The sequence below is a fragment of the Micromonospora sp. NPDC005707 genome, assembly GCF_040631005.1.
GTDB lineage: Bacteria > Actinomycetota > Actinomycetes > Mycobacteriales > Micromonosporaceae > Micromonospora.
Window position 1 is genome coordinate 54,339 of sequence record NZ_JBEXYR010000016.1, and the last position, 22,611, is coordinate 76,949.

Genomic DNA, 22,611 nt, shown 5'->3' on the forward strand with positions numbered 1-22,611 from the left:
GTCGCCACGGTCGGGCGCTGGTCAGCGGCGCCAGCGCAGCGGGCCGGGGTGGACGGTCCACAGGAGGCGGCGCCAGCGCGAGCGGGTGCTGCGGAGGGCGGTGACGTAGCCGGTGGCGAGGGCCGCCGCCCGGTCGGCCTGCGCCGGGGTGGCCGTGCCGGGAGCGAAGGCCACCTGATTGAGCAGGCCGGCCAGCTCGTCCACCTCGCCACCCACCGGAACCTGCCCGGCCTGCGCCTCGGCGAGGGTGCGGCGGGCCCGGTCGGCCACCTCCGCCGCCGCGAGGTCCGCGCCGGCCGGGTGGCCGGCCAGCCGCAGCGCGTCGGTCAGCTCCCGCCAGGCGCCCGCGATCCGGCGGCCCGGGTCGCCGTCGGCCAGCCGGCCACGGCTCAGTCTGCGGCGCAGTGCGGCCAGGGTCAGCAGCAACGCCCCGAGCAGCAGCACCAGGCCGCCGGCGCCGCCGCCGACAAGCACCGGCGTACCCGGTCCGGCCTGGCCGCCGCGCCGGTCCGGGGCGGCCGCCGCCGGTGGCGTGGCCGTGGGTTCCACGGTCGGCGCGGGCACCTCGGACGGCGGCGGGTCCTCCGGCTTCGGCCGGAAGTCCTCCTCCACCGGGCGCGGCTCCTCGTCCGGGCGCGGCATGGGGTCGAACGGCACCCATCCGACGCCCTCGAACAGCACCTCCGGCCAGGCGTACGCGTCCGCCGCCCGGACCGGGCCGTCGGCCTTGGGCTCGAAGCCCACCACCACCCGGGTGGGCAGGCCGGCCAGCCGACCCAGCACCGCGAACGCCGCCGCGAACTGCTCGGACGTGCCGCGCTGCCCGCCGCCGTTGCGCGGTCCGAACAGGAAGAACGCCAGGTTCGGGTACGCGTGCCCGCTCGGGGCGTCCGCGGTCACCCGGTAGTGCTCGGCGAGGAAGTCCGCGATCGCGGCACCCCGGGCGTACGGGGCGCCGTTCTCCTCGGCGAGCTGGGTGGCCAGCCGGCGCATCTGCTCCGGGGCACCGTCGGCGACCCGCAGGACCCGGGCCACCGCGTCGCCGGCCGGCACGTTCGCGGTGCTGAGCAGGTTCACGTCCGGCTGCTCCCGGACCGAGGCGACCGTGTACCGCAGCCCCGGCGCCAGCCCTTCCGGCCGGATCAGCGTCCCGGTCGCCGGGTCGTACGCCACCCGCGCGCCGCTCACCTCACGCGGGGTCGGCACGGCGGGCAGCAGCCGCCCCGTCAGGTCGGCCACCGTGATCTCCTGGCGTACCGGGTCGGTGGCGGTGCCGCCCGCCGGCTCGGTGGCCGGCAGGATCCGCCCCGCGTTCCGGTAGGTGGCGCCCACCCGCCAGGTCACCCCGTCGTAGTCGCTGAGCACCGCCAGCCGGATCCGCGGCGGCCCGGCCTGCGTGGCGCCCGCCTCGGTGCGCACGTCGAGCAGCTTCTGGTCGGGGTTCAGCGCCCACCCGGAGATCCGGATGAGCGGGTTCTCGTCCAGCGACTCCACCTGCGGCGGCTCGACGTAGCGGCGCGGGTCGACCGGCCGGTCGTCCACCTGGCCGGCCACCACCGGGGCGAGCAGCGCGGCGAGGGCCACCACCACCGCCACCCCGGCCGCGCCGGCCGCGAACAGCCGCAGCCGCACCGCCGCGCGCACCGCCGGGGCGAGACCGGCCACCGGATCCGCGCCGGCCGGGTCGGCCCGCCCGCCGGGCGCCGCCAGGCCGATGGCGGCGACCGCCGCGAACAGCACCGTCGGCCCGACCGCCGGGCCCGCGTTCGGCCCGACCACGTAGAGCGCGCCGGCGTAGAGCAGCACCGGCGGAAGGTAGCCGAGCAGGACCCGGCCGGCCCGCAGCGCCACCTCGGCGGCGGCCAGCCCGGCCAGCCAGGCGGCGACCACCGGGACGAGCACGGTGTCCGGGGCCGGCTCCACCGGGATCATCGCGGTGAGCAGCCGGGGGATGGCGTTGCGGGCGGCGTCCGCCGCCACCTCGCCCAAGCCGCCGGGCAGCGCCGCGTGGGCGGCGGCCAGCCGCAGCGACAGCAGCGCCCAGCCGGCCAGCGCGGCCACCGACAGCGGCGCCACCAGCCAGGACGGCAGCCGCCGGGTCGCGACGCTCACCAGCACCGAGCCGACCGCCGCGCCGGCTGTCAGGCGGGTCAGCAGCGGGTCCGCGTAGACCCGGCCCAGCACCACACCGGCCAGCGCGATCATGACGATCAGCGCCAGCGGCACCGGCACGGCCCGCAGCACCCGCGCCACGGGACCCGGCCCGCCGCCGGCCGGCCCGGCCGGCGCGTCGACCGCCGGGCGCGGCGGCGTCACGGTCACCACCGGCGGATCCCGTCCCACTCGGCGGCGAACCCGGCGCCGTCCGCCGCGTCCACCACCACCAGGTCCGCCGCGCCGGCCGCCGTCGGCTCGGCCGCCCCGAACATTCCGACCACCACCGACGGGTACGCGCGGCGCAGCGCCCCGACGTGCCCCAGGTCGCCACGTGCCCCCGGCCCGGTGAGGAAGACGAGGGTGTCGCCGAGCCGTTCCTGCCGCAGCCGGCCCAGCGCGGTACGCAGCACGTCCTCCCCGCCGTCGGCCAGCTCCGCCGCGGCGAGCCGGTCCAGCGGGCCGTGCGACACGGCCAGCTCGGCGTGCCGGAGACCGCGCGACGACCCGGAGCCGTCGGCAGCCTCGGCCGGACCCTCGGCGGGGGGCGCGACCAGCAGCAGGGTCACCGGCAGGTCCTCCCGGGTCGCGGCGGCCACCACGGACGCCGCCGCCTCGCACCCCGACTCGAACGACTCGGCCGTGCCGGCGTCCCGGTCCGGGTGGGCGGCCGCCCGGTTGTCCAGCACCACCACGAGCTGGGGCAGGCTGGTGTCCACGTTCTCCCGCACCATCAGCTCGCCGACCTTGGCGCTGGTCCGCCAGTGCACCCGGCGCAGCTCGTCGCCGACCACGTACTCGCGCAGCGAGTCGAAGGTGATCGAGCCGTGCGGCACGCTGTCGGTGCGCCCGTCCAGGCTCCGGCCCGCGCCCGTCGGCACCGCCGACAGCGGATGGATGCGCGGGTGCACCCACACCGGCACGGGCTCCCCGTACGCGCGGGCCAGCGACACCAGCCCGAGCGGATCGCGCCGGGTCACCCGCAGCGGCCCGACCGGCACCACACCCCGGCGCCGGGTCGGCACCGGATAGCGCACCTCGGTGTCCCGCCCCGGACGCAACCGCAGCAGCGGCACCGGCACCAGCCGGCCGCCGCACCGGTCCTCGGCCACCAGGTTCGCCGCCCGCAGCCGGCCGGTGTTGCGCACGGTCAGCACCATGGCCGCCGGCTCACCCCGGGCCACCCGGTCCGGGTCGGCCACCCGCTCGACCGTCAGCCGGGGCCGCCAGGCGGCCGTGACCAGCGCGTAACCGACGGCGACGCCGGCCGCCGCGCCGAGCACGGTCAGCTCCGGGTACGCGTACCGGAAGCCGACCCCGAGCAGCACCACGGCGGCGACGAGCAGCCCGACACCACGGGCGGTGATTCCCACCGCTCAGCCGTGGACCGGGGCGGGCTGGCCCGACGGCAGCGGCACCGGCACCGACGCGACCGCCTGGCGCAGCACGTCGGCGGGAGTAACCCCACGCACCTGCGCGTCCGGGGTGAGCAGCAGCCGGTGCGCGAAGACCGGCTCGACGAGCGTCTTCAGGTCCTCCGGCATGATCCAGCCCCGCCCGTCGATCAGCGCGTACGCGCACGCCGCCCGGGTCAGCGCGATCACGCCCCGGGGGCTGACCCCGACCCGCACCTGCGGGTGGGTGCGGGTCGCCGCGGCCAGCCGCACCGCGTACGTGTAGAGCGGCTCGGCGATGTGCACCCGCCGGGCCATCTTCACCATCTCCCCGACGGTGGCCGTGTCGGTCACCGCGGTGAGCGAGTCGGGGGAGCGGAGCGTGGCGCCGCGCAGCACCTCCACCTCGACGGCCTCGTCCGGGTAGCCGACGGAGAGCTTCACCAGGAACCGGTCGAGCTGGGCCTCGGGCAGCCGGTAGGTGCCGTCCATCTCCACCGGGTTCTGGGTCGCCACCACCAGGAACGGCTGCGGCACCGGATGGCGTACGCCGTCCACGGTGACCGTGCGCTCCTCCATCACCTCCAGCAGCGCCGACTGGGTCTTCGGCGAGGCCCGGTTGATCTCGTCGGCGATGACGATGTTGGCGAAGACCGGCCCCGGGTGGAACTCGAAACCCCGGCTGGCCTGGTTGAAGATCGTCACCCCGGACACGTCCGAGGGGAGCAGGTCCGGCGTGAACTGGATGCGCCGCCACTGGCCCTTGACGGTCGCCGCGACCGCCCGGGCCAGGGTGGTCTTGCCCACCCCGGGCACGTCCTCCAGCAGCACGTGCCCCTGGGCGAAGAGAGCGGTCAGCGCCAGCCGGACCACCTGCGGCTTGCCCAGCACGACCGCGTTGACGTTCTCGGCCAGCCGGGCGGCCAGGGCGGCGAAGCCCTGCACCTCCGGCTGGGTGAGCGGTTCGTGGGTTGTCACGTGCGCGGTGCTCCTCGAGGTGGCGCGGTCAGCAGGTGGGCAGGAGGTTGATGTTGTCGCCACCCTCCAGGTTCAGCCATGCCCACGGGATGTAGTTCTTGCCGGAGTACTCGACCTGCACCCACCAGGTGCTCTGCTTCTGGTTGTTGTAGATCCACGAGTCGACGTTGTCGCCCTGCTTCCGGCAGTACGCCTTCAGCCGGGTGCCGGGCTTCGCCCAGCCGACCTGCTTGGCGTTGAGCTGCCGCGCCACCGAGAAGATCTCGTTGCCGTTGCGGCCGTCCACCTCCGCGTCGCAGTACGTGCGCTGGTCGCCGTCCGGACCGTTGTTGCAGGTCGCGATGCCGTAGAGCGCGTCGGTGCTCTGCGCCCGGCTGCCGGTGCCCTTGCCGGCCGCGTTGCTGGCGGTCACCGTCACCGTGTACGCGGTCCCCGGCGTCAGGCCGGTCACCCGCAGGCTGGAGCAGCTCCCGCTGGCGGTCTTGCCGCCGGTGGCGGCCGTGCAGGTCGCCCGGCCACCGCCCGCGTCGACGGTGAACGTCACCGTCACCGAGGTGGCGTCGGCCGACGAGCCGGTCATGGTGACCCGGGGCGCGGCCACCGTGCGGGCCGTGGTGCTGGCCTCCGCGCCCGGGCCGGCCTCGTTGACCGCCTTCACCTTCACCGTGATGTTCTGCCCGTCGCCGAGCCCGCCGATCGTGGTTTGCACGTCGGTCACCTCGGTGGTCTTCCCGGCGGCCTCGACCACATACTTCGTCACGGGGCGGCCGTTCTCCACCGCCGGCGCCCACTGCACCGCGATGGTGCCCGGCTGGTCGGCCACCGTGGACGCGCGCAGCTCGGTCGGCGCCTTCGGCACGGTGAACGGCGCCACCGTGTTGCTCAGCGGCGAGGCCTTGGACCCGGCGCCCTTGTCGCTCACCGCGATCACGGTGAAGGCGTACTGCGTGCCGTACTCCAACTGACCGGCGGGGATGACCAGCTCGGTCTTCGGCGACTCGCCGGCGGGGGCCGTCGCGCCGGCCGAGCTGGCGGTCACCGCGTACCTCGTGACGGTGTTGCCCTGGCCGTTGGCCGCCGGCCACCTCACGAGCACCGTGCCGTCCGGACGGGCCTCGGCGGTGACACTGGCCGGCGGGTCCGGTACGGCGGCGGTCGGCGTGACCGGGTTGCTCCGGCGCGCCGGCCCGTCGCCCTTGGCGTTCACCGCGTGCACCGAGAACGTGTACGTCTCGCCGTTGGTCAGCCCGGTGATCTCGAGGGCGCGCTGGTTCGCGCCCACCTCGTGGCGCTGATCGGCGCCCTCGACCACGTACCTGGTGATCTCGGCGCCGTTGGACGCGGCCGGCTGCCAGCTCACCCGCGCCGACGCGTTCCCCGCGGCGGCGGTCACCGCGCGCGGCGCGCCCGGCTTGCCCACCTTCGGCTTCTTCGGCGGGGGCGGCGGCGGGGCAACCGGCGGCGGGTCGCCGCCGAGCACGTCGTTGGCGTACTTGTTGACCTCGCGCACCTGGTTGCGGTCGTCCACGACCTGCGCGGTCGACGAGTTCGGCGGGTTGATGAAGAGGTGGTTCTCGCGGACCTCCAGCTCCATCGGCCCGGGCCGCCCGGAACCCTTGATGGTGTCGACGAGCTGCCCGTTCGCGTCGAACGAGTAGACCGTGCCGGTGGTCTCGTCGGCGCAGTAGAACCGACCCGCCCACGCCACCGCCGGGCTGAGCTGCCCGCCCGCGCCGGGCACCGTGAACCGCTGCACCTCGGCGGCGTCGCGGACCACGTGCACCTTCCGCTCACCGCTCACCGTGACCGGCACCTGATCGCCGGTGGTGCGCGTCGGCAGGCTGCCCGGGGCGGTCATCGTCAGGTTGGCCCGCTGCGTCTGCCCGGCCCGCACGGTGACCAGCGAGGCGGAGGTGCGGTCGAGCACCGCCACGCCGTCGTCCAACGTGGACACCACCAGCTCGTGGGCGGGCTCCGCCACCTCGTACGTCTCCACCCGCTTCGGGCTGAGCCCGGCGGGTGGCGCGGCGCCCGGGGTGGCGGGCAGCTCGGCGGCGGTGACCGCCGAGACGGTGCCCTCGCTCGGCACCGCGATCCACAGCCGGCCGGCGCCGTCGAACGCGCCACCGGTGATGCCCGGCGGGTAACGCACCGGCTCGCCCACCGGGGTCAGCGACCGCGGGTCGAGTTGCCGGACGATGCCCTGCACCGCGTCGACGACGAACGCCGCGTCCTCGTGCAGCGCCACACTCACCCCGAGGCCCGGTGCGGTCGGCGTGGTCGCCGTGATCTGGAGGGTCGCCAGGTCCAGCGAGCTGACCTGGCCGGTGTTCAGGTCACGCAGGATCAGCAGCCGGTCGGTCTGGGCGACCTGCATCTGGTGCCGTCGTCCGCCGGGCACCTCCATGCGGGTGTCCACCCGGGCGGTGACCCCGTTGACCCGGGCCAGCTCGCTGCGGCTGGTGCTCCACAACCAGGAGGAGGCGTCGTAGTTGGCCACCGCGTTGTCGGCGGCGCCCAATCCGAGCACGGTCAACCCCATGGCGACCAGCAGCGCGGCCACGGTGCCGATGGTCACCAGCCCGCCCCGCATCCGGGACCGGGGGCGGGCCGTCTCCGGCCCGGTGCTCGTGACGCTCTCGATGGTGGTCACTGGCGGCTGCCTCCCCGCGTCGGTGAGGGAGGGCGGCGCGCGTGGTCGACCCTCCCCAGAGCCGGGAGCCATCATAGGGGCCGGCCGAGGCCGGTGAAACCCGCACCGTCCCCCTGTGGACACCGAGCGTGTTGCGGTGGCGGCTAATTCGGCGTCGTGCCGCCCTCCCGGTCGGTGCACACCTGACCCGAGGTGGCGTAGGTGTCCGTCGAGTAGACGGCCAGCACCGTGAAGCAGTAGTCCAACTTCGGGCTCAACCCGTTCACCGTGTAGCGGGTCTGCCCGGCGTCCACCGTGGCCATCACCCCCAACTTCTGCCCGGCCCGCCCGCCGGCCACCACGAACGGCACCCCGCCGTTCGTCGGGTCGGTCCAGGTGACCGTGATCGTGGTGGTGTCGTCCTGCAACCGCAGGTCACCCGGCGGCGGACCGCTCACCTTTGGCTTCGCCACGGTCGGCGCCGGCCCGGGCGGCGGCGCCGGATCCCGGTTGAGCAGCACCGCGCCCACCCCGACGGCGGCCGCCACCGCGACCACCACGGCGCCCGCCACCACGGCCACCACCGTCCGGTTGCGGCCGCGCGGCTCCGGCTCCTCCACCATCGGGTACGCGGCCGGCTGGTGGAACGCCGGCGGCACCGCCGGCCAGGCCCCCTGGCTCGGGTACGGCTCCGGGGCCGGCTGCTGCGACTCGGGGAAGTTCAGCAACCCGTCGTAGACCGGCAGCGGCCGCGGTGCGTCGTCCCCGCTCTCCGGCGCCAGGTCCGGGTCCGGGTCCACCGTGTCGGGCTCGTCCACGACCGGCTCCGGACGCGGGTCGCCGGGACGGTCGAGGGCCTGCGGCGGGGCGGCGCTGCTCCACGGCGGCGCGGTCATCCCCCACGGCGGCACTGGCGAGGCGCTGACCGGCGCCGCGGCGGGCGGCCCGCTCACCGACGGCGGGTAGCCGGGCGGGCCACTGACCGGGTATCCGGGCGGTGGGGGTGTGCTTGCCGGCGGGCCGCTGGCGGGCGGCGCGCTGAACGGCGGGTGGCCGGCGGGCGGCGCGCTGAACGGCGGGTTGCCGGCGGGCGTGCCCGTGGCCGGTCCGGCGCCGGCCGGGGGAGCGCTGAACGGCTGGTTGGCGGCCGGCGGGGTGGCGAAGGGTGTGCCCGTGCCCGGTCCGACGCCGGCCGGAGGAGCACTGACCGGCGGTGACGGGAAGGACGCGGCGCTCTCCTGCGGAGGCGACGCGGGACCATCCACAGGCGGTGGGACGGGGGCGCCGCTGACGGGTGGTCCGCTGATGGGCTGGGGTGGGAAGGGGGCGCCGCTGACGGGTGGTCCGCTGACGGGCTGGGGTGGGAAGGGGGCGCCGCTGACGGGTGGTCCGCTGACGGGCTGCGGTGGCAAGGAGGAGCCGCTCTCCGGCGGACCGCTCACCGGGGGCGCGCTCACCGGGGGTGCGCTCACCGGGGGTGCGCTCACCGGCGAGATGGCCGCCGGGGGCGCGCTGACGGGCGAGCTGCTCACTGGAGCGGTCGCACCCGGGGGCGGCGAGGCGGCGGTCCGCTCGGCCTCCTCCCGGAGCAGCGGGCCGATCTGCTGCACCTGGATGGTCGGCTTGTCCCACCCCGCTGCCGGGGCTGCGGGAAAGCTGCTCCCGTCGCCGGCGCCGGGCTCGCCGACCTCGGTGCCCGGCTGGCCGGGCGTCTGTTGTGGCGGGACGCTCGTCGCCGGTGGGGCCGAGGTCGGAGCCGGGGCCGGCGCCGCGGACACCGGGGGGGCGGAAACCGGGACGGGCGGAGGCGGAGGAAGCACGCCGGACGCGGGCGGGGCGGAGGTCGGAGCCGGGATCCTCGGAGCCGGCGGGACCGTTCCGGCGGGCGGAACCGATGGTCCGGGCACGCCGGAGACCGGCGCCGCCGGTGCGGGACCGGCGGCCGGCGGCGTCGAGACGGGTCGGTACGGGAGCGGGATGACCGGCGCCGGCGGCAACGGGATCGCCGCCGTGGCAGCCTGCGGCGGGGCCGCGACCGGCGGCATCGGCGTGGGAGGTACCGGCGTCGGCGTGACCGGGGGCACCGAGCGGTGGGTGGGGGCCGACGGCATCCCGGGCGGTGCCGGGCGCGGCGCGACCGGCGGGGGCTGCGTGGGCGGTGCCGGCACCACCTGGGCGGGCGGCGCAGAGCTGGGCGCGTGCGGCGCCGGGTGCGCGCCGTGCGGAACCGGTCCCGGCGGGGCGGGCGGCGTCGGGCTGGGTGCGTGCGGCCCGAGATGCGGGGCGGGCGGCGCCGGGCTGGGTGCGTGCGGCGCGAGATGCGGGGCGGGCGGGACCGGCCCAGGCGCGGGCGGTGCGGACCTAGGGGCGTGGTGCGGGGCCGGCGCGTCCAACCCCGGCGCCGGTGGGGCGGGGATCGGAGGCGGCGCCGGTGGGGTGGAGATCGGAGGCGGCGCCGAGACGACCGGAGGCCGGGGCGGGACCGGCGTGACCCCGGGTGCCGGTGGCACCGCAGCGACCGGCGGTGGCGGGACGGTTGGGGCCGGGCCGGCGACGGGCGGTGCGGGGAACCGCGTGGTCGCCTCTGTGGAGGCCGCCCAGCCACTCGACGCAGCGCCGCCGGGCGCACCCGGCCCGGAGGTCGGGGTCGGGGGAGCGGACGCCGGCGCGGGGATGATCGGGGGTGGTGGCAGCGGGGCCGAGGCGGGCGCGGCGCCCGTCGGCACGGGCGGAACCGGCGGCGGGGGCGGCAGGTGCGTCGCCGGACCGGGGCCAGGCGGTGCCCAGGAGGCCGGTCGGGCCGGCCCGGGCGGCGGCGCCCATTCGGCACCGGGCACCGGCGGGACGGGAGCGGGCGCCGCGGGTGCGCCCGGCCGGGGCGGGACGGGCTGCGGCGGGTACGGCTGTGGCATGGCGGGCAGCGACATGGTCGGCCCGGACAGCGCCCCCGGATCGGGTTGTGGGCCGGCAGCGGCGGCGGAGCCGCCGGGAGGCGGGCCGGGCGGGACGGGAGCGGCGGCGGAGCCGCCGAGGTACTGGTGGGCTGCGCGTACCGCGGGGTGGTCCGGACCGAGCACGGCGGGCCCGGCGGTGGCCACGCGGGTGTAGTTGCGGCGGGCCTCGTGCCGGTTGCCGAGCTCCTCCGCCACCCCGGCGAGGTCGAAGCTGAGCGCGAGCATCAGCGGGTCGGCGTCGCCGCGGCGACGCTCGCCGGCCGCGTAGGCCTCTTCGAGCACCCGACGGGCGGCGGCCGGATCGTCGGCCTCGCGGTGCAGGCGGGCCAGCAGGTGGCCGGTGGCCAGTACGTCGGGGTGGTCCTCCCCGTACGCCGGTCGGGCCGCCGCGATCGCGTCGGCGAGCAGGTGGCGGGCGGTCGCCAGGTCACCCGCGGAGCGCAGCGCGAGGGCCTGGTGTTGAGCGGCGGTCAGGGGGGAGGGGTGGGACACGTGAGCAATGCTGCCCGGAATCGGCGGTTCCCCGCTACCCGGCCCCGGGGATCCGGTACGGGACGGCGGTGCCGGCCGCCGCGTTGTTGCCCTGACCTGGGGAAACCCCGGGACGTGGCGGCGATGTGCATGATCCACCTGGGCCGTGTACAGTAATGCCCCGTGCGGCCCACCGGGGCGGCCGAACCGGTGAGAAGATCACCTCGGCTGACAGGGTAGGCTGGACGAGCAGGTCCGGGTGGCGGAATGGCAGACGCGCTAGCTTGAGGTGCTAGTGCCCGTATAGGGCGTGGGGGTTCAAGTCCCCCCTCGGACACAAACCATTACCCCACGGTGCGCGCTTAGATCCACTGAAGCGCGCACCGTTTGCGTTTCCGGCTGGTAGGTGAGCCGAAGGCCGAGTTGGCGGTAGACCTCGGCCTTGTCCGCGGGGTCGGCCTCGCGAAGGGGCCGCGGCGATATCGCCGATGGCCTTCACCAGGTTCCTAATTTCCGCTCGGCTCATCCGGCGTGGCCTGTTGCCCGCGTTCGCGTCAAGATCCGCTTCGGCGCGGGCGCGTTCGGTCTGGGGTTGAGCGATCCACCCGGTGACTACTGCCGGGTCGGCGCCGGCGTCGAGGGCCGCTCGGTAGCGTTCCAGCTTCGCGTCGCATTCGTTGATGATCGTCTGGGCTGCCGTGGCCGGAGCGGGCGAAAGATTCAGGGTAGATGCGTGAATCCGGGCCATCGTGGACGGCAGGCAAAGGCCGTGCTGGGCCGCTCAGCGGATTCGGGGAACCGGCATGGGGCCGGTGCGATCGAGAGCCGGCGGGACGTGACCCGTAACAGCGGCAGGAAGGCCGCTCGGCATTTCTGATGTCGAGTCCAGCGATCCGGAGGGGGGCCGCGCTGGCCTGCTCGACGAGCGCCAGACTAGACCGCGTACCGACACGTCAACCCGCCGTGATTCTCCAGGGCGCGGGCAGGACAGCCACCTGCCGGCCGTGGCGGGTTTCAGGACGTGGGTCACAAATCCCCTCAGGGCCTGGGTGACACGTCCGGCTAGGCGATCATGTGCGAGTCAGGGTAGGAATCGAAGCGGCTCGCGCGGGCGGGCGGTGGGTCAGCGCGCTGTTGCTGAGGGGTGTCGAGCGCAGCCTGGACGACGGGCTTCCACTGGGCAGCGAAGGTGTCGGCAAATCGCTCATGGTCCGATCGTCGCTGTACATTGCCCACCTTCCGGGCACGGTGCTGGAGCAGATGATGGCCAAGCTCGTGCAGCAGTACGTCAAATCGCATGAAGTCTCGCAGCCGTGCCGCCTCGTGTGCCGGTTGTTCGTAGAGGAAGATCTCGCCCGGTGCTCTGGTCTTGCCGTAGACCACCAGTCCGGGGTCGAAGTCCTCGGTCTGTCGCAACTCGATGACTCGTAGCCCGTACCATGCGAACGCCCCGATGGCCTCCAGCACCTCACGGACGTCACGTCCGCTTGCCGGATGCACGAATCCAGGTCGCGCTGCATGCACGTGGATCCGCACCCGGTCTGACCCCGGAGCGCGGCGGAGCGCCTGGCGCCACCGGGGATCTGATCGCAGGCTTCGGCTCACATCGCCCATGTTCGGCGGCCCCACGACATGCAACAACCGATTTCACCGCGGGACTCACCTCTCCTCCATGAGTCAGGGGTCGCGAGACCGACGCCCGGGCTCGATGTGCCATGCACGTCCCCGAGGCCGCACAGCCGGCTGCTGACCGTGTCGGGTCCCAGGGCCTGCGTGACACGTCCGGCTAGACGATCTTCGAGTGTTACTGGGATCCTGCTCGGATGAGCCAGGAGCAAGCGCAGGTCCTGTCCCGTGGCACCAACTGTGCAGTCGTGGAGTTGGCGGGTCGAGCATTTCCCGGCCTTCACTTGCAGGGCGATACGTTTGCTGCCCTTTGGATACAGCTCGCCGACGCGGCTCGCACTCTCCGCGAGGATCCTGGCAACGGTGAGGCTCTCGATGATTTGGACTACGCCATCCAAGAGGCACAGGGGTTCCTCGGCTTCTACGAAGCGACGCTCTCGGAGCAAGGGATTCGGCGGCCGTACTGATAGGGCGGCCGCCGGGGCAAGTCACCTCCTGCGGGCTAGGCCCGGCGTGTGCAGGGACCAGTCAGCGTTGGCCGTAGGCTTTGAGCATGAGCCGGAGCCTGACTGGGATTGCGGCCGAGCTGGAGGCGCTCGCGCTGCTCGACTTCGACCCGATGAACATCAACGCCGACGGCGCCGGTCGGCTACAGGAGATCTGTGCCGAGCTGGTCGAGCGGGACGACCCGGAGCGGTGGGCACCGCTGCTTTACTCACTGATGGAGCGCCTTGACGCCGCGGACATGGGCAGCCCAGGCCCGATCGTGCACCTCTTGGAGGCATGGGGTGGGCATCCTCCGCTGCTCGCCGAATCGTTGCGCCGCAAGCCGACCCCGATGACCGTCTGGATGGCCAATCGTCTACTCAACACCGGCCCTTCCGACGCCCCCGAGTGGCTTGAGCTGCTGCGACGCGCAGTCTGGCATTCGGCGGCGTCGCCCGAGGCCCAAGCAGACGCGCGAGACTTCCTCGAACACCAAGCACATGCGGGGCACAAGACACCGTCAAACGTCGTCAACCAGCCACCAATGCTGGCAGCCGGGGACGGCGTGTGAACAGGCGTCGGACACTCTTCCCGCTGGTAGCGAGGCAGCGGCTCTTAGTTCCGCTTCAACGTATGACGGTCGGGCCGGGAGAGCGGGGGATGGGCCGGCAGTAGGTGGGCGTGCTTCCATGAGTGCATGACCAAGCCCGGCGTGCGGCCGACTTCCAAGCAGGTTGCTCAGTTGGGTGTGTGGTTCCTGGTCTTCGGCCTGGGTGTCCTCATGATCGAGGTTTGGGTGGGCGACCATCCGTTTAGAGGGAGCCCGGCGTCCTGGGGCCTCGGGGAGGTCTTCTCTGTCATGGGGGGCGCGTTCCTCTGCCGGGCCGCCGCGCTGCGTCTCCGACAGCAGCGGTGACAGCAACCGGACCTTGACGAAGACGACCAGGGCCGACGTCGCACGGACGGTCGGCCGAGGCGGGAGACGGTCCGGGACGCCGCCGGACGACACGCCCAGAACTTGTAAGCGAGACGTCTGGGCCCGGCGAGGGGACACCCGTCCGTTGCCGGGATGATGGACGGGTGACAGTTGGCACGGCTCCGCAGGACCTGGACGCGCTGATGGCCGCAGCCTCGGAGGTAGTCGTACGAGAGAGGTTCGGCGGCGTTCTTGCCGCCACGTCCGATCCAGAGGCGCTGGCGCAGTTGCGTGTCGCACTGAGGGTCGGGAGCGTCTTGGACGGCTTCTGCATGTGCCTGGGTGAGTACGGCGTTGACTTCCTAGACGGCGCGGGCCGACTCTTGGCTGCGGTCAGTTATCACCATGCGGAGACGCTGCGCTGGGATGGGTTCACCGGCGATGGCGAGCTCGTCGACGGAACCGCGCTCCTGTACTGGCTGGCCAGGCGGGGCTGTCAATCTCCGCTTGACCGGTTCCGTGCTCAGAAGAGCGAACTCGTGGCTGCCGAGGCTAGATCGAGGCGGGCCGAGGATAGCTGGCGGGCTGCTGCCCCGCTGCCTTCCTCGGTGGTTGACGCGCTCGTTGAGACGTCGCGTTCCGGCAGTCTCACCAGCGGTGAGCAAGTTGACTCTCTCTGCGAGCAGCTAAAGGCTGCCTACCCCGAGGCCATCCAGCGGGCTCTGGTACTGCTTGCCTGGCGTAGTGCTGGCACCGGTCGGATCTCCGGTAATCCCTCTTACGAGGAGGTGCCAGATCAAATGCTTGCCAGGCTGCCCCTCGCCACCATCACGCAGGCGTTGTCGTCGCCGGCAGCCGCGGACGGGCACTTCGTGGGGGCGGTATCTCACCTCACAAGCTGGCACTCACGAAATCGGCGAAGCCGCGACCTGGACCAGCTGCCTCCGGAGATCCGCGCCAGGCTTCTCGCCGTCGGGCTTCAATCGCACGACGTGGCGATCCGTCGTCGCGCACAGCGAAAACTCGGCCGAACGCACAGCAAGTAGCGACACGCCGGACACAAGCGCGATCCGGAACATGCGCGGAATAATCTAGTCCGTCACCGGCAGAGGGTTGGTCGTATGTCCTGTTAGGGGCCAGGTCGACCGGCGAGCGCTACTCCCTTCCTAGACCGTGGGTCGCAGGCGAGCAGCCAACGGAGCAGCCAAGCCGGCGACCGACGGCGGACAGCGGCGGACCGCAGGCGTAGGTGGACAAGGACCAGGACCACGCCGACCAGCAGACCGCGACCGACTCGTAATGCGTAGGTCGCCCGCAACCGGGGGGGCGGCCCCCAGAGGTGGAGCCCGGGTCAGGCGGGCGAGGTGAGGCAGCAAGGAGGCAGCGAAACCAGCAGCGACGGCCGGCGGCGGGCGATACGGGACAGCAAAGCAGCCATGGTCGGCAGCACCGAACGGTGTCCGACAGCACCCAACGGTGAGGCCCGTCCGCGTTCACACCGAAGAGGTCGCCGTAGACCAGCGGCACACCAGCTAACCTGGCCCGCATGTCGGACGATCAAGTGACGATCACGCTCAGTCGAGACCAGGCCCTGGTGCTCTCGCACTGGCTAGACACAGTCATGGGCACGAGGTCGTTCGACAGCATCGTCGACGAAGATCCCGCTGTCTGGTCCGCGCTTCACCGCATCAGCGGAACCCTCGACAAAGAGCCGCTCATCTTCGCGCGCGACTATGGCCAGCGACTTGACGAGGCACGGGGCCGGCTGTGCAGCGACCTGGGAGAAGAGTTCGTAGCGAGTCGGGCCGCCTCCAAGGACGACGACCAGCGGTCGACGAAAATCCGGCTGAGTGACTAACTGAGTGACGACCGGAGCGCACGCTGGCGGACGAGCACGGACGCCAGGGGGTGATTGCAGCAGTTCACCTGCGTTCGGGCCGTCCCTGGGCCGCCTGGGCCGTCACCGGGCCGTCAAACGCCGACCAATCATGACCGTGGACAACCAGCAGCGCCCGAAGAAACAGCAGGTCAGCCACCATGCGCGGGCGGCTGACCTTGTGGGCGACGGACGAGTCGACCTGTACGCCGGATTCAGTGACCCTCACCGCTAGCAGCTGGCGGCGCGGGAGAGACGCACCGAACGATCAGCCATCGCGGCCCGAGTGATGGATGACCAGAACGATCCTGACATGCGCTAATCTGCCCCGTGATCAACAACCCTACCGATGCCAGCCGTCGTCGTCGGCGTGCCGCCATCCCCATCACTGTGGGCATCGCACTGTGCCTGGTCGCGCTCGGTGTCTGGCTTACCTTTGCCGTGCGCGGCGAGGATGGACGTGGCGGACACGCTCGTGAAATCGAGCTGGAAGTCACCTCGGGGGCCGGCCAGGTGAAGGGCATTGTCTGGCGGTACCCGGATGACGGGAACAAGATCCATGACGTGAGCGACTCTTCTGGCATGATCAAGACGCCCTGGTCACGGCGGATCGACGTCAAGTCTTTGAAGGGGCCGATCATTCTCAACGTCATCCATGACCCGGACTCCAGCGGGGCGACCTGCCGGATACTGGTCAACGGCAAGGTGACGGAGGAGCAAAGTGGTGTCTTTCCGCATTGCATGACCACGGTCCAGCGGGCGTTCCCAGCGTCGTGACTTGTCAACCGGCTTGGCCAGGCATGGCCGGGTCACGCCAGCTGACCCCGGGGCGAAGGCCGCGGCGGGCGAAGCTAGACATACTCGCCCGAGGCGAGACGGGGGAGCTTGCAAGCGAGGCATCAGCGCGGGCCGGGGCGCGCCAGCTGCGGGCGGGTCGACGAGGACCAGGTCCAGGCCGTCACCAGGCCGCCGGAGGCCGATCGCGAGCGACCAACGACGACCACTGGTGACGACGTCTGCCCAGGTAACAAGGCGTGGTGTGCCCGCTGACCAGGTTGGCCGGGGCCTCCTTACCTGTAGTTGGTGAACTGAAGCGGAACGACGACGCATGCCAGATCCCTGTCAGGTGGACAGGTCCGGGGGTTGACGGGGGACTGGCGGGGAGAGTTGCCGCCTGGACCGGGCGGCTGGTTCGGCTTCGGGAGTCATGATTCCCCTGGACTGCTGGTTGATGACGCGGACCCAGTTCGGCCACGTCGTACCCCGGACCACGAGGGTGGGGGAAAGGAGCTGGCTCGGCATGACGTCGGCGCCGTCGGCCGGTTGGTCGAGGAGCAGCCGGACCGCTACCCGGGCGCACTCCTCGATCGGCTGACTCAGGGTGGTCAGAGGAGGATCCACGACGGCCGCGATCGGTGTGTCGTCGAAACCGACGACGGCAACGTCGCGGCCGATGGCGAGTCCTCTTGCCCGCGCCGCAGTCATGGCGCCCACCGCGATGGCGTCGCTGACGCAGACCAGTGCTGTGGGCGTGAAGCCGTCAGCCTGATCATCGAGCACCCGATCAGCGAGTCTCCGCCCGCTTCCCACCGTGCCCGGCTCTCCAAGCGCGGCCACTTCGGCTGACAGCCCGTGTCGATCCAGCGCCCGACGCCAGCCTGCCATCCGGTCGTCGCTGACGCTCGAGCCCCTCTCCCAGCCGAGGTAGGCGATCCTGCGGTAGCCGCGCTGGACACAGCGGTCGACCGCCTTCTCTGTGCCTCCCGCGCCGTCGACGTCCACCCATGGATATGCCTGGCTGCCGTCAGCGCCCCACGGTCGACCGAACGCGACGAAGGGGACCCCTATCGCCTGCAATTGGGCTGGCCGGGGATCGTCGAGGTGAAGTTCCGTCAACACGACGCCGTCGATATTCCCGCCGTAGTAAAGATCCTCGTACGCCCGCACCTCGACGTTTCCCCACGACGCGGTGACCAGCCGGACGTCGTGGTCTCGACGCGTCATCTCGCCGCACAGCTCCTTAACGAACCGGTCGAAAATCGGTCCGTTGAACCCCTTCGGCACCGGCGTAATCCGCATCGCCACACACCGGGCGGCGCTACGGCGCATCGCCCGCGCAGACGAGTTCGGCCGGTAGCGTAGCTCCGCCACGGCGTCCAGCACCCGCCGTAGCGTCGGCGGCGCCAACCGCTCAGGAGCGTTCAGAGCGTTGGAGACGGTTTGCCGAGATACTCCGGCGTGCCGGGCCACCGTTTCGATTGTCGGACGCCCTCCCTCGCGCGTCCTCCGCCGGGCCGGCGGAACATCATCCATGACGGATATTCTGCATAACTCGGCCCCAGCACCGGGCACCCAACCGTGCCCGGCATCGCGAACTGGCGCCCGGGTCATGATCCCAGCGCGACCGCAACCGACCGCAAGACAAGCACCGTCGGCACGACAGCCCCAGCGAGACGAGACAAGGCCAGCGAGCAGGACCATGACCGAGGGGCGGCACTCTTACCCGAGGGAAGGCGACCGAACCGTATGTGGCTGCCGACAGCAACGGCGACAGCAACGGACTCGGACGAGGACGCCCAGCGGCCGCCGGGCGCAGACAGCCGCCCGAGGTCGTGGATGCGGGCGGACTCTGCCGGACGGAGCGCCCAGAATTTGCAAGCGAGTCGTCGCACCGGCCGAGCAGTTCCGCGTCGACGCCTGAACGTCCGAGCATGCGGGCGTGTCAGATGATCCGATCTTCACGGCAGTGCTCGACAGCCTGCTCGACTGTCTGGCGTTCTTCGAGCTGTGCGACGACGAGACACTCCACCCGGACATCGCCGTTCAGCAGCCCGAGAACGCGGCTGACCGCCTCGGCGGTCTGGAGCCGTCCGACCGGGCACGTCTAGCCGTAGCCATCGCAGCCAGAGCAGAGAGTATTCGGCCGCAGTACCGCCAGTTTGTGGAGGATGCGCCGGAGGCGTTCGGCCTCCTGGACGAGGGCGACTGACCCGAGCGCCATCGCCCAGCTGCCGAGCGGTAGCAACCGGCGCGGGCGGAGCTGGCAGTACACCGACGTCGGACTGTGTCTGGAGGCAAGCGACGCCGACGGACCCCGCCGGACGAAGCGCCCAGAACTGTAAGTGAGGCGTCAGGCAGGAGCCTTGCTGCGAGCCGGCCGCGAACGTCAAGCGACGATACCCGGCACCTGCTCGTTGACGTGGGCCGCCAGCAGTTGGCACCAGGCGGCAACCTGAGTCCGCATCCCCCCGGCGGGGGTCGTCCCCTTCGTGGGCATCAGCAACGCACGGACCGTCAGTAACCGCCTCGCCGGCATCCATAGTTAGCTGACCAGAGGTTTCCGAGAGGCCCGGGAGCTACGCGGTGGGCTCGTGGGGATAACCGCACCGTTGCGGAGAGCAGTTTGCCTCGTGGTCCCGGTACCACAGGTAGTAGTCCCGCTCTAGCATTCGAGCAGTCAACGCGAGTCGGCGTTGCCGCATCCGGGGCAGGGTCGATGGCAGTGCGGTGAACGTGTCCGGGAGCACGGCCAGCGAACCCGTGGTCTGCTCCCCGTCGATCATGCGCAGCAGCACCCGGCACTGCCACCACGGGCGGTCGTCGTCAGGCCAGTAGTAGGCGGCCGGGTCCGGGAAAAGATAGTGGAGGGCGTCGGGGTCCAGGTGAGCCCGGAGCCGAGGGCTGGCGGAGCCTAGGCCGAGCCGCCGGCGACCCGCCTCCTCGTACAGGGCGTAGATCCCATCACGGTCCAGTGCCTTCAATACCTGTGCCTGCCGAGGAAGGGGCCGCCGGCCAGGTGGGGTGCGGACCGGCCATCCGGCCAGCAGACGGATCCGTTGCCGGATGCCCCAATCGGAGTGGCCCTTGAGGGGCGTCGGCAGTGGAGGAGGTGGTGTCCACCGGTACCCGGCCCGCCCGATGTGGCGCAGCATCCACTCTTGTCCCGACGGGCCGCTGGTGTTCCAGGTCCAGCTCATCGGTCGGTCCCGCATCGCCCGCTCCCGACGGCTGGTTGGCCTCGGGCGAGAGGGCCGCCTGCCTTGTGGCTGGGCGACCAAGGGCAGGTTGTGCGTCAGGTTCGCCAGGAATCGGATGCGCTCGAGGATGTCGTCGGGGGGCGCCTTCTCCCGCTGCCGGTGTGGCTGCCCGGCCAGCCGCCGGATCTCCACCAGCGCCTGATAGGCGAGCAGGCCGGCCACCTTGCGGTCGTCGACATCGTCGGCGCGGGCCCGGAAAGGCCGGGACCAGCCACGTGAGCGGGCCGGCTTCTGCTCGCCCACAGAGGGGTTCTCATCCGGTGACACTCCGGCATTATTGCTGTCCCGGTCCAGGGACATGGAGGCAGCCAGGAGGCGGCGAGCCCCGTGGTAGCGGTTGGCATTGCGTCACAGCATTCCGTACACCGAGCTTGCTGAGTAGCGTGATCCCGTAACAGACGGCCGACGAGACGACGCACCCGCGTTCACACCGAGGAGGTCCCCGTCAGGCAGGCGGTAGCGTTCTTGCTCGTGAACTGGCCTGCCGCAAGCGCGGCCCTTGTGTGTGACCTCATCGGGAGGCAGTTGCTGGCGTGACCGAGGCTCGCCACTGGCACGAAGGCAGGAGGGACGGCGATGCTGCCAGTCTGATCCACTTCTGGCTGCACTTTGAGGGCAAGTTGCCTCTCATGGCTCACGGCACCGGCGAGTATCTGCTTCTGGAATTCAGTGAGCCCTACGCGTCGTACGACATGCAGGAGCACGGTGAGCGCATCACTGAACTGGGACTATTGGCCTGACCCAGGGCCGTGGCGTGAGCCGGAGTGCCGAGCCTTCAACGCTGCTGCCCGGCGGGCGCTCGATCAGCTGCGGGTCGAACTCGGTGACCGGTGGGTGGTCGTGGACGGATTCCAGGAGGAGCACGGGGATCCGAACCTCGATCGGTACCTCGCCGACCCGGTCGGCTTCCGGCGGTGATCTGCCTCGGCCCGTAGCAGCAGGCCGCCGGTGTGAAGCATCTAGTAAGACGCGACTGTCAGGCATGTCCAATGACGGGACACCAAGCCGCGCGGTGTCTGTGATCCGACAGCTGATGTGCGACGCAGCTCCGCCAGGTGACGTGCGACAGATCCAGCAAGCTAGGGGCGACAGAATGTTCGCCGTGGCGGGCACTACCGGCCGGGTCCTCAGCTCCTAGCTGGGCTCGTTCCGTAGCTGCCCGTGGAGCTGGCCGGCGGCAGTGAGCACCGCGACGAAGCCGAACACCTCAATTCGATCGACGTCGAAACTTCCCGTGATGATCGGCGGTGGCGCGTAGGCGTAGATCTGGCTGGCGTCCAGTTGAAGCCCACGCCGGTGGTATGCGCCCATGGCGAGGGGGCCGAGAAGATACCTGTCCTGGCCACCCTCGGTGTCCAGCTCGGCAGTCAGGTCGGCACGGGAGTTCCACCCCCGTACGAGCTGCCCTTCGAAGGTGTCGAGGAACCACCACGCGCCGTCGGCAGACTCAAGGAACACATCGCCGAACAGCGAGGTAAACCGCGGAGCCTTGCCGTCGAGGTCCAGCCAGGCCCATGACTCCAGCGCCGCAGCGTACTGCTGCTCACTGAACTGCTTGGTGAGTTCCACCGCGCCATTGGATCACGTGCCTGCTCAGGTTGCCCCCACCGGTGGCAGCAGCCGACGCATCTGGCCAGCTCGGCGCTGCGACCGCTTGTGGCCGCGTCAGCGCGCCGAGGTGTCGCAGATCAGTTGGCGGACGCGTGTCGCGCATCAGCCGACGGAAGACAAAGCCGCGTGGTATCTAAAACTGACGGACATCGTTGACACCTGGGTCTCCGGCGAGTACGGAGACCATCTATGTCTACCCCTCACCCGCCGCTTGATCGGGAGGCCAAGCGGCGCCTGGCGATCATCCGGCATCTCGAAGAGGTCAGCGGCAATGTCGCGCTGACGTGCCGGTACTACGGGATCAGCCGGCAGGCCTACTACATCTGGTACCGCCGCTACCAGGCCGAAGGCGTCGACGGGCTGCGCAGCCGGTCCAAGCGGCCCAAGACCAGTCCCAACGCGACCCACGTCGAGATCGTCGGGAAGATCATGTACCTGCGGCAGAACTACCACTTCGGCCCCGAGAAGATCGCGATGTACCTCAAGCGGTACCACGACGTCGACATCAGCCACTCCGGTGTGTGGCGGATCCTCAAGCGCTTGGACATGAACCGGCTGCCGACATCGCAGCGATACAAGCGCCACGACAAGCGGTGGAAGCGGTACGAGAAGCAGCTGCCCGGCCACCGGGTCCAGATCGACGTGAAGTTCATCGAGCCCATCGCCGCAGCCGGCGGCCGGCGCGGTGGGCGCAACAAGTACTACCAGTTCACCGCCATCGACGACTGCACCCGCCTGCGGGTACTGCGCATCTACCCGCACCTCAATCAGAAGACCGCGATCCAGTTCGTGGACTACGTGCTGCAGCGACTGCCGTTCCAGGTGCAGGTGATCCAGACCGACAACGGCGCCGAGTTCCAGTCCGCCTTCCACTGGCACGTGCTGGACAAGGGCATCGCCCAGGCCTACATCAAACCCCGCACACCGCGGCTCAACGGCAAGGTGGAGAGATCTCACCGCATCGACGCCGAAGAGTTCTACCGCATGCTCGAGGGCGTCGTGATCGACGACGCGCAGGTCTTCAACGACAAGCTCCGCGAGTGGGAGGACTACGACAACTACCATCGCCCCCACGGCGGCCTCGGCGGCCAGACCCCCTACGAACGCCTCAAGCAGAAGACAACGACCCAGGCGTAAACGATCACCGTCGGTTGCACAGCCGTCTGAAAGCGCGTCGCCGTAGCGGATAGTCGCTAAGGCTAGATGGTCGCGAAGGAATGGAGCTGTACCTCTCCCGGCGGTGGTCCGGGCCGGTTCCGCTCGTCGCGGGAAGCAAGCGAGTATGACTAACGACGACCAGGGATCAGGACCTCTGTCGAGGTCACTGCCCGTGACCGGCCGCAGGGCTACGGGACCAGCCCTGCCTTCCCTGTAGAGGGTGATCTGGTGGGCTGGCGTCTGGCCATTGGGCCAGCGGCGGTGGAGATGGACGCGAGCCGAGGGCCTCCCGAATCTAGCCGGTATGTCGATGACCGG

Annotated in this window: 18 protein-coding genes, 1 tRNA gene and 1 pseudogene; 10 read left to right on the plus strand and 10 right to left on the minus strand. The window is 71.5% G+C overall.

Annotated elements, in window-relative coordinates:
• Positions 1 to 21: 21 nt before the first annotated feature.
• From ABZ452_RS26630 to ABZ452_RS26655, 6 genes and pseudogenes are all read right to left on the minus strand, one after another.
• Complete coding sequence (locus tag ABZ452_RS26630) at positions 22 to 2,253, minus strand: transglutaminaseTgpA domain-containing protein (RefSeq protein ID WP_357948536.1); 2,232 nt, start codon at positions 2,251 to 2,253, stop codon at positions 22 to 24.
• Between the two features lie 65 nt (positions 2,254 to 2,318).
• Positions 2,319 to 3,527: a DUF58 domain-containing protein gene (locus ABZ452_RS26635; protein WP_357948287.1), complete on the minus strand. Its 1,209-nt coding sequence runs from the start codon at positions 3,525 to 3,527 to the stop codon at positions 2,319 to 2,321.
• A gap of 3 nt (positions 3,528 to 3,530) precedes the next feature.
• Positions 3,531 to 4,526 carry a MoxR family ATPase gene (locus ABZ452_RS26640; RefSeq protein WP_357948290.1) on the minus strand — a complete coding sequence of 332 codons (996 nt, stop codon included), beginning with the start codon at positions 4,524 to 4,526 and terminating at the stop codon, positions 3,531 to 3,533.
• Positions 4,527 to 4,554: 28 nt separating this feature from the next.
• Positions 4,555 to 7,119, minus strand: a complete 2,565-nt coding sequence (locus ABZ452_RS26645; protein ID WP_357948539.1) for a fibronectin type III domain-containing protein — start codon at positions 7,117 to 7,119, stop codon at positions 4,555 to 4,557.
• Between the two features lie 203 nt (positions 7,120 to 7,322).
• Entirely contained in the window at positions 7,323 to 8,423 is a 1,101-nt protein-coding gene (locus ABZ452_RS26650) for a fibronectin type III domain-containing protein (protein ID WP_357948541.1), read from the minus strand.
• Positions 8,424 to 10,382: 1,959 nt separating this feature from the next.
• Positions 10,383 to 10,742 (minus strand): annotated as a pseudogene (locus ABZ452_RS26655) (tetratricopeptide repeat protein); the annotation flags it as partial.
• 94 nt (positions 10,743 to 10,836) lie between these two features.
• On the opposite strand from ABZ452_RS26655, the gene ABZ452_RS26660 reads away from it, so the two are divergent.
• Positions 10,837 to 10,920, plus strand: a tRNA-Leu gene (locus ABZ452_RS26660).
• A 725-nt stretch (positions 10,921 to 11,645) separates the two neighbouring features.
• On the opposite strand, the gene ABZ452_RS26665 is transcribed toward ABZ452_RS26660, so the two are convergent.
• Positions 11,646 to 12,050 (minus strand): hypothetical protein, encoded by a 405-nt coding sequence (locus tag ABZ452_RS26665; protein ID WP_357948293.1) that lies wholly within the window; start codon positions 12,048 to 12,050, stop codon positions 11,646 to 11,648.
• 356 nt (positions 12,051 to 12,406) lie between these two features.
• Here ABZ452_RS26665 and ABZ452_RS26670 point away from each other — a divergent pair, with 356 nt between their 5' ends.
• The 6 genes from ABZ452_RS26670 (at position 12,407) to ABZ452_RS26695 (ending at position 16,264) form a co-directional block, all read left to right on the plus strand.
• Positions 12,407 to 12,676: a hypothetical protein gene (locus ABZ452_RS26670; RefSeq protein ID WP_357948296.1), complete on the plus strand. Its 270-nt coding sequence runs from the start codon at positions 12,407 to 12,409 to the stop codon at positions 12,674 to 12,676.
• 86 nt (positions 12,677 to 12,762) lie between these two features.
• Positions 12,763 to 13,266 (plus strand): hypothetical protein, encoded by a 504-nt coding sequence (locus tag ABZ452_RS26675; protein ID WP_357948298.1) that lies wholly within the window; start codon positions 12,763 to 12,765, stop codon positions 13,264 to 13,266.
• A gap of 126 nt (positions 13,267 to 13,392) precedes the next feature.
• On the plus strand, positions 13,393 to 13,611 hold the full coding sequence (locus ABZ452_RS26680) for a hypothetical protein (RefSeq protein WP_357948301.1): 219 nt from the start codon (positions 13,393 to 13,395) through the stop codon (positions 13,609 to 13,611).
• Between the two features lie 164 nt (positions 13,612 to 13,775).
• Positions 13,776 to 14,657: a hypothetical protein gene (locus tag ABZ452_RS26685; protein ID WP_357948303.1), complete on the plus strand. Its 882-nt coding sequence runs from the start codon at positions 13,776 to 13,778 to the stop codon at positions 14,655 to 14,657.
• 500 nt (positions 14,658 to 15,157) lie between these two features.
• Positions 15,158 to 15,469, plus strand: a complete 312-nt coding sequence (locus ABZ452_RS26690) for a hypothetical protein (protein WP_357948306.1) — start codon at positions 15,158 to 15,160, stop codon at positions 15,467 to 15,469.
• A gap of 348 nt (positions 15,470 to 15,817) precedes the next feature.
• Complete coding sequence (locus ABZ452_RS26695; RefSeq protein WP_357948308.1) at positions 15,818 to 16,264, plus strand: MmpS family transport accessory protein; 447 nt, start codon at positions 15,818 to 15,820, stop codon at positions 16,262 to 16,264.
• A gap of 345 nt (positions 16,265 to 16,609) precedes the next feature.
• Here the strand turns inward: ABZ452_RS26695 and ABZ452_RS26700 are convergent, their stop codons facing one another.
• A complete protein-coding gene (locus ABZ452_RS26700) occupies positions 16,610 to 17,968 on the minus strand; it encodes a LacI family DNA-binding transcriptional regulator (RefSeq protein ID WP_357948310.1) in 1,359 nt (452 codons plus the stop codon).
• 238 nt (positions 17,969 to 18,206) lie between these two features.
• On the opposite strand from ABZ452_RS26700, the gene ABZ452_RS26705 reads away from it, so the two are divergent.
• On the plus strand, positions 18,207 to 18,476 hold the full coding sequence (locus ABZ452_RS26705; RefSeq protein WP_357948313.1) for a hypothetical protein: 270 nt from the start codon (positions 18,207 to 18,209) through the stop codon (positions 18,474 to 18,476).
• A 367-nt stretch (positions 18,477 to 18,843) separates the two neighbouring features.
• Here the strand turns inward: ABZ452_RS26705 and ABZ452_RS26710 are convergent, their stop codons facing one another.
• Complete coding sequence (locus tag ABZ452_RS26710) at positions 18,844 to 19,767, minus strand: hypothetical protein (RefSeq protein WP_357948317.1); 924 nt, start codon at positions 19,765 to 19,767, stop codon at positions 18,844 to 18,846.
• A gap of 290 nt (positions 19,768 to 20,057) precedes the next feature.
• On the opposite strand from ABZ452_RS26710, the gene ABZ452_RS26715 reads away from it, so the two are divergent.
• Complete coding sequence (locus ABZ452_RS26715) at positions 20,058 to 20,264, plus strand: hypothetical protein (RefSeq protein WP_357948319.1); 207 nt, start codon at positions 20,058 to 20,060, stop codon at positions 20,262 to 20,264.
• 394 nt (positions 20,265 to 20,658) lie between these two features.
• Here the strand turns inward: ABZ452_RS26715 and ABZ452_RS26720 are convergent, their stop codons facing one another.
• Entirely contained in the window at positions 20,659 to 21,093 is a 435-nt protein-coding gene (locus ABZ452_RS26720; protein WP_357948322.1) for a hypothetical protein, read from the minus strand.
• 231 nt (positions 21,094 to 21,324) lie between these two features.
• Between ABZ452_RS26720 and ABZ452_RS26725 the strand changes: the two genes are divergently transcribed.
• Positions 21,325 to 22,272, plus strand: a complete 948-nt coding sequence (locus ABZ452_RS26725) for an IS481 family transposase (RefSeq protein WP_357948324.1) — start codon at positions 21,325 to 21,327, stop codon at positions 22,270 to 22,272.
• Positions 22,273 to 22,611: the final 339 nt, after the last annotated feature.

Excerpts from the sequence above, each read along its gene's own strand:
- ABZ452_RS26680 (WP_357948301.1), top strand. The coding sequence starts at position 13,393 with ATGACCAAGCCCGGCGTGCGGCCGACTTCCAAGCAGGTTGCTCAGTTG.
- ABZ452_RS26645 (WP_357948539.1), bottom strand. The coding sequence starts at position 7,119 with ATGCGGGGCGGGCTGGTGACCATCGGCACCGTGGCCGCGCTGCTGGTC.
- ABZ452_RS26725 (WP_357948324.1), top strand. The coding sequence starts at position 21,325 with ATGTCTACCCCTCACCCGCCGCTTGATCGGGAGGCCAAGCGGCGCCTG.
- ABZ452_RS26670 (WP_357948296.1), top strand. The coding sequence starts at position 12,407 with ATGAGCCAGGAGCAAGCGCAGGTCCTGTCCCGTGGCACCAACTGTGCA.
- ABZ452_RS26700 (WP_357948310.1), bottom strand. The coding sequence starts at position 17,968 with ATGGTCCTGCTCGCTGGCCTTGTCTCGTCTCGCTGGGGCTGTCGTGCC.
- ABZ452_RS26690 (WP_357948306.1), top strand. The coding sequence starts at position 15,158 with ATGTCGGACGATCAAGTGACGATCACGCTCAGTCGAGACCAGGCCCTG.
- ABZ452_RS26675 (WP_357948298.1), top strand. The coding sequence starts at position 12,763 with ATGAGCCGGAGCCTGACTGGGATTGCGGCCGAGCTGGAGGCGCTCGCG.